Source organism: Vibrio sp. 2-2(8) (assembly GCF_963888495.1).
GTDB classification, from domain to species: Bacteria; Pseudomonadota; Gammaproteobacteria; order Enterobacterales; family Vibrionaceae; genus Vibrio; species Vibrio anguillarum.
This window is the reverse complement of sequence record NZ_CAWPJM010000053.1, coordinates 143,075-158,231: the sequence shown is the minus strand read 5'-3', so window position 1 is coordinate 158,231 and position 15,157 is coordinate 143,075. Positions and strand designations below refer to the sequence as shown.

The window sequence follows — 15,157 nt, the reverse complement described above, 5'->3', positions numbered from 1 at the left end:
AGAGCGCGACCGAAGCCGCGCTCAAGTTCTCTAAGAGAAAATAGAATAGGTGGTTACAAATTCACCACAATGGTGTTAGTCACTGTTGCACCTTTGTCATCCATCACTTTAATTTTCACTTCATGTTTTCCAGAGCTTGGGAAAATGGCGGTGAAGAGTTTGCCACGTTTTATTTTTCCATTCGGCAGGGTCCATTCCGTATCGACAATTCGCCCATCGCTATCGCTGCTGGTTGACCACATTGTTACCCAGCGTCCAAGGTGGATGTACTTAGCACTGGCTTGCGGTAATGCGTTAGGCACTTCAACCTGTATTGTGCGCGTAGTGGTGTTGGTTGCGCCTTTATCATCCGTTACGGTTAGGCTTACGGTATATTGCCCTGCTTTGGTGTAGCTCCAGCTTGGCGCCATTTCGCTGCTCATTTGGCCGTTACCAAAATCCCATGCGTAACTGACTAGCTCGCCATCTTCATCATGGCTGTAGTTGAGAGCACTGACAGATAAACCGTCGGTTTTAAGCTCAAAGTTGGCGACAGGAGCTTGGTTTTGTTCGCTGACTTTTGATAAGCGAATTACGCCGTACTCATTGTCTTGGCCTTGGTTGAGGATGTCGATCATCAAGCCAAATTCCGTTAACTTACGCCCAGCATCTGGTACTAATGGTGAGCTGTAATCCGCGCCATCAGAGAAATTACCATTACCGATTAAGCTTGTGTCTTCGAGCACATCACCATCGGCAGCGACTAAACGTAGAGGTGTTTGATCTTGCAATGAGAAGGTTGCATCTCGAACTTGGAAGCGCGTTTGTGCGGCCTCACCAGTTTTTGACCAAACCAATGCGTTTTGATCCGCATCGACGACACCTAACCAACCTTCACCTGGGTGGTTACCTACCCAGTTATCCGTGTAAGATTCATCCACATACCAAACTAGTAGGCCGGGTTCGAAAGTCATCAACTGGCCCATGCGTTTGATATTGGCTAAGCCTTGGTCGACGTCATTGTGGCTACGCCATTGCAGTAAATAATAATGTGGCGCTTCATGGAAGCCATTGTTGGTGGTGTAACCTTTAAAGGCGAAGGTGGATGTTCCTTCGGCATCATCAATAAGGGTTTGCTGCCCGTCGACCTCTAACTGTAGGTTATCAAGGTAAAGACCTTCCATGGCTAAGCCGCCATCAGTGACATAGTCAAAGCTGAGTGTCACTTCTTGGCCTGCCCACTGGGAGACGTCAAATATCGCATTAACCCAGCCATCCGACTGACCAGCAATAGCAGGTACAAGCCCTGTATTGTACGGGTCATCCATGGTGGTGATGTTACCAGCAATCGCTTTACCATTGATCAGTACGCGTGCAAAGTCGTAGTCTTTTTCAATCTGATACCATGCTTTAAAATTCAGCGTAGCTTGTTCACCTGTAGGGATAGAAAGCTTACGAGACATGCTATTTTTCAGATCATCGCCTCGGTTTGAATAAAAAGCGGACGAACCTTGATAAGGCTTCACTCCATCAACACGTTTCAGTGGTAAATCAATCTTCACCATATTTGGTCGAGCATTGTCAGTGGTTTGGAATAGGGTAAATACGCGAGGATTTTTCTCTAACTCTGCAATCGAAATTTGATCGTCATTGATCCAACGACCACCGACCGCTTTTTGTAAGAACTGTTTAGACCAAGAGCTGAATGCCGTCGGTTGTGTTCCGCCAATTTTTCCGGCCCAACTGCCAGAAGACATGATGGACCAATAAGAAACTGGCTCACCTTTACCTGTGTATTGGGTATCGTATTCGTCAGGCAAACCTAAATCGTGGCCATACTCGTGTGCGCAAACCCCAGCGGCCGCATCAATCGGTTGCATGGTGTAATCAAAGGCGGCATATTGGCCGTTAAAGCGATCTGGAAGCGTACTTTTTGTGCCTTGAAGGACATAAGGTTGGCCGAGATTATAACGGTGGGACCATATGGCGTCAGGTCCAAGCACACCGCCGCCGGCTTCTTCACCAACGGATGCATGGAACACCATCAAGTGATCGATTACGCCGTCCGGTTCGCGGAAGTTGCCATTACCATTGTAATCGTAACGATCTTCAATATCGTAATCGGCCAGATTAATACTAGGGTCTTGCGCCAGTTGGTTCAGTGCTTCGCGCACCAACTCTTGCGCATTCATATCTTTGTCTGTTGTTGCAGAGTTGCCCCCGTAAAACGCGGCGTTTTTAGACGCGCGATACCAACCTGCGGCTTGCCCGGCCACACTGTAGCTTTGCCCAGACTCGCTTTCATAATACTGACGCATCGAGATGAAATTTTCTCCATTAGGGCCTGCATAGCCCGCATCGGAAAAAAGCAGATCTTGATAGTGAGGTGGATTGTAGCTGGCATAGAGCATTTCAGTATGCTCTTTGGTCAGGCGGTTATCGTTCCAAGGTAAATCGGGAAAATCAATTAAAAGCGCTAATACCTTATCGGTGCGTTTGGTGCTGATATCGAGAGCAAAAACGCTGGCTTTTTGGTGGCCTTTTTGTTTTTCAATGGTCTTTAATACCCGTGCGCGTTGCTCAAGAGCTTGCTTACCAAATTGCGCATCACCGTGGAAGCCCGATTTGATTTTTTGCTCTAAATAACGATCCAAGGCATCGCGCTTGATTGCATCGGTAGCATTGCCATCCACAACACCGTTACGCACTAACATTTCAATGAGTTTATCTTCATTGACTACCCCTAAATCAATCGGGGTGTGCGCATAAGCACTGACGTTAAATAGTGTTACCATTGCTGACGCAAGCAAGGTTTTCCTTATGTGTTTCATCTGCTTTCCTTATTTTTCTTTCTGTATTTATGGTATTAACAATTTCACTGAACTGATTTCCATACGACTGAGCGCTATAGAGAATAAATGGCTTTCATCGCCATAAAATAGAATTCATGGACGCAATGAGTGGCTGGTATATTCTTATCTAGGCAAGTTTTCTGAGTGTTATTCAGTGAAGATTGAACGGGTGATTTAGTCGCTCTTCGGCGGAGAAATACACGCTTCTTCTTGATGAGTTGTCGAATTGAGAGACTTTTCTTTGTGGTGTTTTCTTTGTAGATAAAGGGCAAGTGCTTGTTGTTGCTGTTCTGATGTCAGCCCTTCACATATCACACCTCGTTCGATTAATGAGGCGAGCAACCGTTCATCATCAACTGAAGATTGAGCAAGGCTAATTGATGAGTAACTAATTAATAAAAAATAAATTAAATGTTTCACAGTATATCCATATAATGTGTGAATTATTCGTAACAATCTATATATCAGTCATACGCATAGCAAGTGTAAATAATTGTTGTTTTGAAATAACATCATATTTTAAACATAACTAGTTAACATTTGGTTTGTTTTTAATTGATAAATATGTCGGTTCTTTATTCTTAAATTTAGAATTAATAATTGATGGATTTGTATTTTATTCTTAGTGATGAAGATGAAATTCTTTAGATAAATAAAGTGATAGGTTAGAATTCAATCGAAAGTAAATGTTGGGTCAAAACCAACAATGACTAATAATAGGTTTAGTATTTTTAATAATATGAACTTTGCTAAAAGATGATCTTAGTTCAATAAATAATTCATCATTTAAGCCTGCATTTAAGAGTCATTAACTTGTGGCGTTGATGAGCCAAGTGGCAAAGGTATCGTTGCCTGGACACCTTGCAGCCATTGAGCAAACGTGCTTTATTGAAATCAGTGACTGATTATTTTGGAATGTTTGCATTATGTGCCGCTGGCTCGCCTACCAAGGAACTCCTATCTACCTCGATCAACTGGTTTATCAACCGGAACACTCTCTCGTGCACCAAAGTTTAGAAGCGCGTAAAGCGGTCACCCGTGTCAACGCTGATGGGTTTGGGCTGGGTTGGTATACCGAACGCACTACACCCGGGCAGTTTCATGAAGTCTTACCCGCTTGGGGAGATGAAAACCTGCGATCCTTAACGCATCACATTCGTTCTCACCGTTTTATGGCACATGTGCGTTCGTCCACCGGAACGCAGGTTTCCCGTTCTAACTGTCATCCGTTTATTTTGGATCACTGGATGTTTTTACATAACGGGCAAATTGGTGAGTTTGAAAAAGTGAAATTCGCCTTGGAACGGCAGCTACCGGAATTGCTATACGTCAAGCGTGTTGGGACAACGGATAGTGAATTGATTTTTTTATTGATGATGAGTAATGGGTTACGCAGTCAGCCAGTACAAGCCATTACGACCACGATTGGTCAAATTGCGCAGGCTTTGGCGGAGAAACAGATAGTCACACCTTTTAAAGCTTCGATTTGTATCTCTGATGGGCAAGATTTTTGGTTAGTGCGTTATAGCTCTGATGGTAATCCGCCGACCGTGTTTAGTAAAAGCGAAGGCGATAATATGGTGGTTGCGTCAGAACCCCTTGATAGTGAAAGTGGTTGGCAAATGATTGAGCCGCAAACCATTACTCATGTGATTGGCACTCAATGTACTGTGTATCCGATCACTTAGTTAGTGGTGGAAAAATTAGTAATGTATTGATATATAAGATCTATTGGTTAATCGATTGCTCTCTCATGAGAGCAATTCTTTTTTGAAGTAAGATCCTGGTTTCTGTGCATCAAGTTTCATTTTGTTGATGTGATTCTGATATAAATCGCGACTCATTCATTTCTATGATCTATAGAGAGTCGTTACTATGCGTATTGCTCCGGTTCCATCTATTCATTCCCCTCGTCCCAAACCTAATGCTTTGCTATTGGCATTATCGTTAGCAGGATTACCGTCTTTTTCTTATGCATTAGATGCCTGCCAGTTTAATGATATCACCCAAGCACAAGAGCCAATTTTAGCGATTAAAAATGCACAACCAGCCTGTTATAACTCGTGGTTTTATACCGATAGTAAAGCCATCTTGGGTCTATACAGTGAAAATAGTATAGACAGCATTAACCGAGCGCTGGCGTTAGAGGTTTCGCAATATCAAGGAACAGAAGCGCAAGCCAAATCTATTGCTAATCTGGGGGAGTTTATCCGTGCCGCGTATTATGTGCGCTATGGTGTAAAACAAGATTTTGGTGATTATTCGGACCAATTGAGTAATGCGATTGCGGATACGATTAACCAGTTTATGTTATCGCCTTATAGTTTGAGCTTAGGTCGTGAACAAGTGGCGGCCATGTCGAGCTTAACGTTAATGGTCGATAACGTGAAACGCCTACCTTCAACGATGACGAATTTCATCGTGCTATTGGACGCCTTTAACCCACAAACGGCGCAAGATGTGCAGTTTGTTGATGGTTTAAATAACTTATTTCGATCCATGAGCGGCCATGCTTCGCGTGATGATTTTTATCAAGACATTGAAGCCCATCCAGAATATTTGGAGACACTGTATCGTTTTGCCACTGAGCATGATTGGGCGTTAGGAACCGATGCTGATTTCATTTTGTACAATGCGGTGCGTGAAACGGGGCGCTTACTGGTTAGCCCTTACCCAAACACCAAAACTCGAGTCATTGCGATTTTAGAAAAAGTATTGGAACGTTACCCGCTGGGTGGACGTAGCGATAAACTCTGGATTGCTGCGGTTGAAATGCTTTCTTACTACGCGCCAGAGACATTGGAAGCGCTTAATTTAACGCAAGCTAAGCAGCAACTTGAACAGCGTATCATGCCAAATCGCCATCAATGTGATGGGCCTGCTATTATCCGCTCGCAAGGCTTAACACCTCAGCAAGCAGAGCAAGCGTGTGGCATTTTGAATGAGAAAGAAGCGGATTTCCATACCGTTGCCAACACAGGTTTCACGCCCGTGGCCGATGATCTTAATCAACAAGTGGAAGTGGTGGTATTTGATAGCAACGAAAGTTATGTCAGTTATTCCAACTTCTTGTTTGGCAATACTACCAACAATGGCGGGCAATACCTTGAAGGTAACCCGGCTGATGCCAACAACACCGCGCGCTTTGTCGCTTATCGATATGCGCAGGATGAGGCGTTGTCTATTCTCAATTTAGAGCATGAATATGTGCATTATTTGGACGGACGCTACAACCAATACGGTTCGTTTTCTCTCAATTTAAGTGAAGGCCATATCGTGTGGTGGTTGGAAGGCTTCGCTGAATACATGCACTATAAAAAAGGCTACCAAGCGGCGGTAGACTTAATTGCTGAGAAAAAACTGAGCCTCACGCAAGTACTGGCCACTACTTATCAAAATGACACCAATCAAATTTATCGCTGGGGCTATTTAGCGGTTCGTTTTATGCTGGAAAACCATCCCAATGAAGTGGATCAACTGCTAGCGCTATCACGTAGTGGCGATTTCAAAGCATGGGCTGAGCAAGTGAAACGGATCGGCAAAAGCCTAGACAGCGAATTTTCAACTTGGTTAGACACTTTGACAACGGACAGTGGTAATCCAGAAGATCCGATTGTGCCGCCAATTCAACCAGAAGACTCGATGAATCATTTAGCGTTAGGACAGAGTGTTACCTTGTCGGGTGAGCAGTACAGTGAACAACTCTATTATATTGATGTTCCAGATAATATCAGTGAATTGTCGATTAATATTAGCGGTGATGGTGACGCCGATCTTTATTTAAGTTATGAAAAAATTGCGCATTATTATGATTATCAAATAACAAATTTTGAACTGCATAGTAATGAAACAATTTCACTAGAAAAACAAGCCAATGGTACCGTTTTACCGGGTCGCTATTATTTTAGTATTACGGGTAGAGAAGCTTACCAGCGTGTTGAATTAAATACGAAAGTAAGTTACGCCATTACCGATAATACGCAAAAGCCTAGTGATGATTTAGCACCTGTTGTTCTCGAAAATCGTCAGCCAATGACGTTGGGTATTCATCAAACTCGCTATGCAGCGATTTATGTACCAGAGGGAATGAGCAGTGTCAAAGTTTGGCTCCAGCCTATTGATGAGATGGCAGCCCACAATGTTGATCTTTATGCAGAAAGCGAGCACTGGCCTACATTGACTCATTTTGACCAAGCGTCTAAACGTGCTGATAGCTATGAGTATATTGAACTGCCAGTAACGCAAGCGGGCTATGTCCATTTCATGCTTAATGCACAGCAAGCCAATAGCCAAGTTGAGCTCTATGCAACTTATGAATAATTAATGAATAAAAAGAAGTGTAAAAGCACTTCTTTTTATTAAAATCATATGATTAGCCAGAAAAGTAATAGCTATATTAACATTATGTAATTTAATCTTTACTTAATAATAATTTGATCTTGTGGGAAGAATATAAATTAACACTCTATTTATTTCTTGAAAGAATAGCATTCGGTGATATTGTGTTTTTATGTAGAGTTATTACTCTATGTTGTAATTAAAAATATTAAGGGTTCATTATGAGATATATAACACCCGTTTCATTACTGCTTGTGGCCACTATTATGGGGTGCAACTCAGAAGAAGCGACAACCAGTAGCACCAGCCAATCTAATGCTGATGCGATTGCACAGCAAAAAAGAGCGTTAGCACTGCAACTGAGTGAAAGTTACGCCGAGCTTGAAACTACACTTAAAACTGAAATCAGCGCGCAAAACCTATCCATTTCTGTTTCCACTTTGTTTGAAGAGCAGCCTGATTCCGATTTTAGTCAACAGATGGTTGTAGCGGACGCGCAAATTCGTTCAATGAAAGGCATTGAGGATTTTACTGAGCAATTGCTGCAACTGCGTATTGCCGATGCGTCGATGATTAAAGAGTGGCAAGAAGGGCAAAGCCCGTTGTTTGCTTTTGAGCCCAAAGGTAATGATGCGTCTTGGCAATATATTGAAGCGTTTGATGTGTACGGACAGGTGCATCAACTGGATGTATATCAAATGCCAGATGTACCCGTTTTCGTGGTTGATAGTAATAGCGAAGTGGAATTGCGCGCAGGCTTACAAGCAATGCGTGCACAGATGAACGCATTGGGTCAATCGACCACATTGACCACAGTAGAAAGTGGTAGCGTCGCCGCGCAAGCGATGGTCCGCAGCAGCGATAATAGCGCTGAGCCTATTTCCACCACAGTACTGAAAAAAATTCGTTTAGCGGATGACAAAGAACCGTGGATCTCTGGAGCGGCTGAAATTTATGCGATTGTTACAGGCATCAATCCAAGCCGAGATGAGCCGACCATTGACTTAGTTGAAATGCCTTATTTGGATTACGACAAGCAAGATTACTTCCCAAATCAAGTGATGATCCAATGGTCTCGTTACCGTTGGGGCGCAGCCGATCTTATCTTGATGGAGCAAGATGATGGTACCGATTATAAAGAGCTGGCTAAACTACTCGTCAAAGTAGCGGAAGAAGTGCTGAAGCTTATCCCTGATCCAGAAGTGCAGGCGTATGCGATTATTCCGCAAATCACGGGCAAGATCATTGATGCGATTCCCGATGGTTTACTGGTCAACGACGACGATTATGTCGATGTCTTTTACACCTTGATGCAAGACACCAGCTATGTTGATCATCCTGGAGCGAGTGGTAACGCAGTGGCCACTTTTGAGCCTTTGACGATTAACCCGACACGTCCATAACATTTCTCTCCCCCTACAAAGCGAGCGCGAATCTCTTATTAGCGCTCGCTTTTTCATCATTCTTGCTGCTTCTGATCATCATGGCCGATTTTGATGTGAATAGGGTTGCTTGAACGACGGTCAACGATTATATTACCCGAACTTAATGCGAATGCTTATCAAAATCTGTCGCAGTTATTTTGAATGGGAACCTATATGAAATCGTTGTTTAGTTTGGCAGCACTTGGCTTGCTTACCTCTTTTACTCTCAGTGCTAAAACCGTTTCTGTGAATCATCAACTCGGTACCACGACGATCGAGCAAAATCCGCAACGTGTGGTTGTCATTGGTTTGGGTGCGTTAGATACGTTAGATCGCTTTGGTATTGAACCTGTCGCGGTATCGAAAGTAACTGAACTGCCGAATTATTTAGCGAAGTACAACAGCGATACATACGCACCTGCCGGTTCTTTATTTGAGCCTGATTTCGAAACCATTTATATGCAAAAACCGGATGTGATTGTGATTGGGCCGCGCGCCGCAACCAGTTATGACGAGCTATCTAAAATTGCACCAACTATCGTTTTTGCAGCCGATGCAAGCCAAGGCTACTGGCAGAGTACACAACAGCAGTGGCGTAATCTAGGCAAAGTATTTGCTATTGAAGACCAAGTGGAAGCCAAAATTGAAGATTTAGATAAGCAGTTTCAAGCACTTCGTAGCTTTAATCAGAACAACCAAATCGATGCGCTCACAGTGATGAGCTCTGGCGGTAACATTACCGCTTTTGGGCCTGAATCACGTTTCTCGGCGGTGTATAAAGATTTTGGATTCAAAACGACCGTCGATAGCATCAAAGCGACACGCCATGGCGATCTAATCTCTTATGAATTTATTCGCGAACATGATCCTAAAACCTTATTGATCATTGATCGTGATACGTTGGTCAACAAAGGGCAAAGTCACACTCGCCAAGAGTTTGAAAATGACTTGATCAAAGCGACGGCGGCCTACAAAAATAAAAGTATGGCCTTTTTAGACCTTAATGCTTGGTACCTATCCATTTCTGGTGTGACTGCTACAGAGCAGATGATCAGCGACGTTAGAAATGCTGTACACATTCACTAATTTGCCACAAACAAGCTGAGGTTAGCTTTGAAAAAGTTATTGCTTGCTTTGTTGGTAGTCAGTCTATCTTCACTGTTTGTGGGGGTAGGCAATCTATCACTAATGGCATTACTGCAAGGGGATGCCCATGCTTGGCAACTGCTCTTTACCAGTCGTTTGCCACGTTTGTTGGCGATTATTTTAGCCGGGGCAGGGCTCAGTATCGCGGGTCTTATTATGCAGCAAATCAGCCAAAACCGATTTGCCGCGCCTTCTACCTCCGGTACCATTGAATGCGCCATGCTGGGCTATGTGTTGAGCTTAGTCTTTTTTGGTCACGGTGAAAGCTTGTGGCTTATTTTCTCGGTTTCGATTGCGGGCACCTTGCTGTTTGTGCAACTGATTCAGCGTGTGCAGTTTAAAAATGCCATTTTTGTCCCTTTGATCGGCATTATTTTTGGTAATGTGGTGGAATCCGCCGCCTCCTTCATCGCTTACAAATACGATGCGATACAAAACCTTTCTAGCTGGACGGTAGCCAATTTTGCCAATTTGCTGAAAGGGGATTTCGAACTGCTCTATATTGCGATCCCGGTTGCCCTCTTTAGCTATTTGTATGCGGCGCGAATTTCGGCGGTCGGCATGGGTAAAGATTTTGCTGTGAACTTAGGGCTTAACTATCAGCAAGTGCTGGTGATTGGCGTTTGTTTGGTGTCGGTGATGTCTGCGACGGTTGTGATGATTGTCGGTCAACTGCCTTTTTTAGGGTTGATTGTGCCTAATTTAGTCAGCCACTATTACGGCGACAACTTACGCAAAAATATCCCTCGTACGGCCATTTTCGGTGCGTTATTGGTACTGCTATGCGATTTGGGCGGCCGTTTGATTATTTTCCCCTATGAAGTGCCGATTTCGATGATCATCAGTATTCTCGGTGGCAGTGTATTTATTGTGTTGCTGTTGCGAGGACAACGCCATGGGTAAGTCTGTATGTGCGAGCATCACTTTGCGTGATCATAGCAAACTGTGGTTACTGGTTTTGGCTTCTCTGCTTTTTGCTGGGTTATTTATTGGTGTTGGATTGAACGCCGACAACTATCACTATTTTCTTTCTCGTCGTGTACCCAAAGTATTGGCGATGGTGTTAGCGGGCATTGCCATTGCGCAGTCCTCTCTAGCATTTCAAACCATTACCCACAACCGAATTTTAACGCCCAGCATCATGGGGTTTGATTCACTCTACCTGTTTGTGCAGGTGTTAGTGGTGACTCTTTTTGGTGGCCTAAGTAGCTACGCGCTTAATGCTTACCTCAATTTTTCGTTGTCCGTTGCTGCCATGCTGCTGTTTTCTAGTTTGTTGTTCGCTTTTTATTTTCGTAAGCAGCAGAGCAACTTAATGGTGTTGTTGCTATTAGGAGTCATTCTGGGGCAACTGTTTTCCAGCATTTCCTCCTTTTTGATCATGCTGATGGATCCGAATGATTTTTCATCGGTACAGTCCAATATGTTTGCGAGCTTCAACAACGTGAAAGTGGAACTTGTGTATTGGGTAACACCGTTACTGCTGTTGGTTTGCTTTGGCCTGTTTCGCCTGCATCGCGTGTTGGATGTTTTATGGTTGGATAACGATAACGCGGTCAGTTTAGGGGTGGATGTACGCCGAGTGACGCACCATGTATTGATGCTTAGTGCAGTACTAATTGCTATTTCTACAGCTTTAGTTGGGCCCGTGATGTTCTTTGGCTTATTGGTCACCAACTTAACGCGCGAGTGGTTTCGTTCATACCAACACCGAACCTTATTGATTGGTTGTTCCGCGATGGCGGTGTGTGCATTGCTTTCAGGTCAATGGGTGGTTGAAAAAGTATTCCAGTTTGAAACAACGCTGAGTGTGGTGATCAATTTCATCGGAGGTCTCTATTTTCTCTCCCTCCTTTTACGTAATAAAATGGTTTAATTTCATATGATTCAGCTAGATAAACTGACTAAAGTGTTTGGCCAACAAGCCGTTGTGGATAAGGCCTGTGCGCAGTTTGAAAAAGGCAAGGTCACTTCAATTATTGGCCCTAATGGTGCAGGAAAAAGTACCTTATTGTCGATGGCTAGCCGTTTGGTTAGCCGTGATAGCGGTAAAGTTTGGATTGAAAGCAAAGAGCTGGTTGAGTGGGATACTAAAGCGTTGGCTAAAAAGCTGTCGGTTCTGCGTCAAGCCAATACTCTGACCATGCGTTTTACCGTGAAAGAGCTGGTGGCTTTTGGCCGTTTTCCTTATTCGCAAGGTAAATTAACGGCCAATGATCATGCGATGATTGAGCAATCGATCGAATATCTTGATCTTAAAGCGATAGAAGATAAATACCTAGACGAACTGAGTGGCGGCCAACGCCAGCTGGCCTTTATTGCCATGGTGATCGCCCAAGATACCGATTACATCTTTCTCGATGAGCCATTGAACAACCTCGATATCAAACACTCATTGCAGATCATGGCCACTATTCAGCGTTTAGCACATGAGTTGAATAAAGCGGTGGTCGTGGTGATTCACGACATCAATTTTGCATCCTGTTACTCCGATTCCATCATTGCGCTGAAACGAGGCCAAGTAGTAGCAACTGGCACAGTACAAGAGGTGATTCAATCGTCGGTTTTGAGCGATATCTATGAAACACCGTTCAACGTATTAGAAATAGAAAGCAAGCGTATTTGTATGTATTACACCCATTGATGCGGTTTAACTGCCGGTGTGCGTAACGTTACGAGTACTGAACAGAACGCTTTCGATTCACCGTAAGCCCCCTTTTTACTGCCTAATGTTGTCAACGCAAAATGGTGGAAGCACAGACGTTTACTGCGCGCTACAGGATGGACTTAAATATTGATATATTTCTCACTTCAAAAGAAATAATAACTTGCCTCAGATCAAGAAAAAATCGTTTGGCATGATGCTGAAACTAAAACAAAGTTGAAAGATTAAAAAATTATTGAATAATGAGGGTCACGTAAACCAAGAAGTTGTATACTTCAACACTTAGTCTAAAACAGGAAACTTACCCCATGTCGAACTCGTTTGTTTTGGTTATTAACTCTGGCAGCTCATCACTGAAGTTTGCGGTGATTGATTCAAATACGGGGGATGCCGTACTGAGTGGTCTAGGTGAATGCTTTGGGCTTGATGATGCCCGTATGAGCTGGAAGTTTAACGGAGAAAAAGCCAATTGTGCGATTCAAGGTGAAGCGAATCACCACCTGTTGGCGGTTGCAAAACTGGTTGAGCTTGTGAAAAGCTACGGCTTGATTGATGACGTCGTTGCGGTTGGGCACCGCGTAGTACATGGTGGCGAGAAGTTTACTAAGACCGTTAAGTTAGACGAAAAAATCGTCAACGAAGTTGAAGCGCTTAGTGATTTAGCACCGTTACATAATAAAGCACACGCGATTGGTATGCGCGCGGCAATGCTAGCGTTTCCTGAGTTACCGCAGTTTGCTGTTTTTGATACCGCTTTCCACCAAACCATGCCAGCAAAAGCTTACACAGGTGCGATTGCAAAAGAGCTATACACTGAGTTTGGTATTCGCCGCTATGGTTTCCACGGAACCAGCCATTATTTTGTGAGCCGTGAAGCGGCAAAAATGATCAACAAGCCAGTTGAAGAAAGCAGCTTTATTTCTGTTCACCTTGGTAATGGTGCGTCAGTGTGCGCAATTAAAGATGGCCAGAGTGTCGATACCAGTATGGGTTTTACACCGCTTTCTGGTTTGATGATGGGCACTCGCTGTGGTGACCTTGACCCCGGCATCATTGAATTTCTATTGAAGAAGGGCTGGACACAAGAACAAGTGTTTAATTCATTGAACAAAGCCTCTGGTTTCTTGGGTGTTTCTGGTTTAACCAGCGATGCACGTGGCATTCTAGAAGCCATGGAGCAAGGTCATGAAGGCGCTACATTGGCCTTCCAAGTCTTCACCTACCGTGTGGCGAAATACATCGCGTCATACCTTGCAGCGCTTGATTCGCTCGACGGTATTATTTTTACCGGTGGTATTGGCGAAAACGCATTGCCTATTCGTCGTGAAATTCTACGCAACCTGAAAATTCTTGGTTTTGTGGAAGATGAGCAAGGTAACGAGCAAGCTCGATTCGGTAATGCTGGCATTATCGCAAAATCAGACATGCTAAATGCAGTAGCGCTTGTGGTACCAACTAACGAAGAATTCGTGATCGCTCAACAGTCGGTTGAGTTGCTATAATTACATTTAAAATCAAATAGATAAAAGCGAGCTTAGTGCTCGCTTTTTTTGTACTCATATGTTGGATAGACCATCGCTAAGGATGTGCATGGCGGCACTCCCATGGCTTACTAAATTGCCTTCTACAATTCATTTTGTGCCCTACAGCGTGTTTCATTAGCAGCAGTAATCGATTACTAATCCTTATTTGAAAACACCTTCAATAAGATGCTAATTGCTTATGAGGATCACTTAGTTCGAACTTAGCCCAACATCTAAAAAACCGATTTAAACATTGTCGTTTTTGTTCAATCTTAGCGAGCGGACATTGCTTATTATGTGTGACATCCGAAAGCGAGGCACTTCTTAGATAAAGGTGTAAAGCTTTCCAGTAAATCAAAAAAATTAGGTAAAAAACGATGTTAGAAATTAAACCAATAGAAAATCTAGAAGAAATCAGCACACTAAAGCAAGCATATTTTGCACAATCAACAGCACCGCTTGATGGTATGTGGCACTTTGGATTTGTACCCATGTCTACACACTTTGGGTTTTATGAGCAAGAAATCCTAGTTGGATACTGCTGCATCAATGGCGAAGGTTATATGTTGCAGTTCTACTTGAGTAATGATGCTAAAATGGATGCAAAAGAACTTTTCACGCTTATCGCAGAACAAAATAGCTCAATCATTGGGGCTGTAAATGGTGCATTTGTCAGTACAGCAGAGCCGCAATATCTGTCACTTAGCCTTGATAACGCATCAGCAGTGAAGGTTAATTCTCTGATGTACAAGCAAAAAGAGGCGAGTAAGCAAAGCATTATCCCAGAGTTTGAACTAAAGCTAGCAGAGTCAGAGCAACTGGAGCAGTTTGTTGAGTTTGCAGCCACTACTATTGGCGCACCAGAGCAGTGGCTTACAGGCTACTTTGGTAACCTGATTGATCGTAAAGAGTTATTCGGTTACTGGAGCGAGAATGAACTTATTGCAACGGGCGAGTGCCGTCTGTCTGATGAGTACCAAACGGAATATGCAGACCTTGGCATGATTGTCGCTCAATCACAACGTGGAAAAGGCATTGCTACTCAACTGCTTAAATGGTTAGTCAACTCAGCTAATCAGCGTGGTTTAACGCCTATCTGTTCTACTGAGAGCATTAATGTAGGTGCACAAAAAGCCATTAAACGTGCGGGTTTATCATCTTCAAACCGCATTGTTCAGGTTGAATTTAACAACAAATAACTTGTTATCCCTCTTGCTGTGGTAAGGGGGA

11 protein-coding genes are annotated in these 15,157 nt (G+C 43.5%); 9 read left to right on the top strand and 2 right to left on the bottom strand.

The features are described 5' to 3' along the window. Positions 1–53: 53 nt before the first annotated feature. Together AACV12_RS16170 and AACV12_RS16165 are read right to left on the bottom strand one after the other, a co-directional pair. Positions 54–2,810, bottom strand: a complete 2,757-nt coding sequence (locus AACV12_RS16170; protein ID WP_170900901.1) for an immune inhibitor A domain-containing protein — start codon at positions 2,808–2,810, stop codon at positions 54–56. A 195-nt stretch (positions 2,811–3,005) separates the two neighbouring features. Beyond that, a complete protein-coding gene (locus AACV12_RS16165; protein WP_017043657.1) occupies positions 3,006–3,251 on the bottom strand; it encodes a hypothetical protein in 246 nt (81 codons plus the stop codon). 506 nt (positions 3,252–3,757) lie between these two features. Here AACV12_RS16165 and AACV12_RS16160 point away from each other — a divergent pair. The 9 genes from AACV12_RS16160 (at position 3,758) to AACV12_RS16120 (ending at position 15,126) form a co-directional block, all read left to right on the top strand. After that, complete coding sequence (locus AACV12_RS16160; protein ID WP_170900900.1) at positions 3,758–4,519, top strand: class II glutamine amidotransferase; 762 nt, start codon at positions 3,758–3,760, stop codon at positions 4,517–4,519. 187 nt (positions 4,520–4,706) lie between these two features. Continuing rightward, the gene (locus tag AACV12_RS16155) at positions 4,707–7,151 is read left to right on the top strand and encodes a M9 family metallopeptidase (RefSeq protein ID WP_170900899.1); all 2,445 of its coding nucleotides are present in this window, start codon (positions 4,707–4,709) and stop codon (positions 7,149–7,151) included. Positions 7,152–7,390: 239 nt separating this feature from the next. Next, positions 7,391–8,572 (top strand): DUF3103 domain-containing protein, encoded by a 1,182-nt coding sequence (locus AACV12_RS16150; RefSeq protein ID WP_170900897.1) that lies wholly within the window; start codon positions 7,391–7,393, stop codon positions 8,570–8,572. Between the two features lie 195 nt (positions 8,573–8,767). Next, the gene (locus tag AACV12_RS16145) at positions 8,768–9,679 is read left to right on the top strand and encodes a siderophore ABC transporter substrate-binding protein (RefSeq protein ID WP_029189681.1); all 912 of its coding nucleotides are present in this window, start codon (positions 8,768–8,770) and stop codon (positions 9,677–9,679) included. A gap of 27 nt (positions 9,680–9,706) precedes the next feature. After that, the gene (gene vctD / locus AACV12_RS16140) at positions 9,707–10,642 is read left to right on the top strand and encodes an iron chelate uptake ABC transporter permease subunit VctD (protein ID WP_170900895.1); all 936 of its coding nucleotides are present in this window, start codon (positions 9,707–9,709) and stop codon (positions 10,640–10,642) included. A gap of 22 nt (positions 10,643–10,664) precedes the next feature. Next, entirely contained in the window at positions 10,665–11,615 is a 951-nt protein-coding gene (gene vctG / locus AACV12_RS16135; RefSeq protein ID WP_088729810.1) for an iron chelate uptake ABC transporter permease subunit VctG, read from the top strand. A 6-nt stretch (positions 11,616–11,621) separates the two neighbouring features. Beyond that, positions 11,622–12,383 carry an iron chelate ABC transporter ATP-binding protein VctC gene (gene vctC, locus AACV12_RS16130; protein ID WP_013868453.1) on the top strand — a complete coding sequence of 254 codons (762 nt, stop codon included), beginning with the start codon at positions 11,622–11,624 and terminating at the stop codon, positions 12,381–12,383. 329 nt (positions 12,384–12,712) lie between these two features. Further along, positions 12,713–13,906: an acetate/propionate family kinase gene (locus tag AACV12_RS16125; RefSeq protein WP_029388316.1), complete on the top strand. Its 1,194-nt coding sequence runs from the start codon at positions 12,713–12,715 to the stop codon at positions 13,904–13,906. Positions 13,907–14,304: 398 nt separating this feature from the next. Then, positions 14,305–15,126 (top strand): GNAT family N-acetyltransferase, encoded by an 822-nt coding sequence (locus AACV12_RS16120; RefSeq protein ID WP_017047841.1) that lies wholly within the window; start codon positions 14,305–14,307, stop codon positions 15,124–15,126. Positions 15,127–15,157 lie beyond the last annotated feature (31 nt).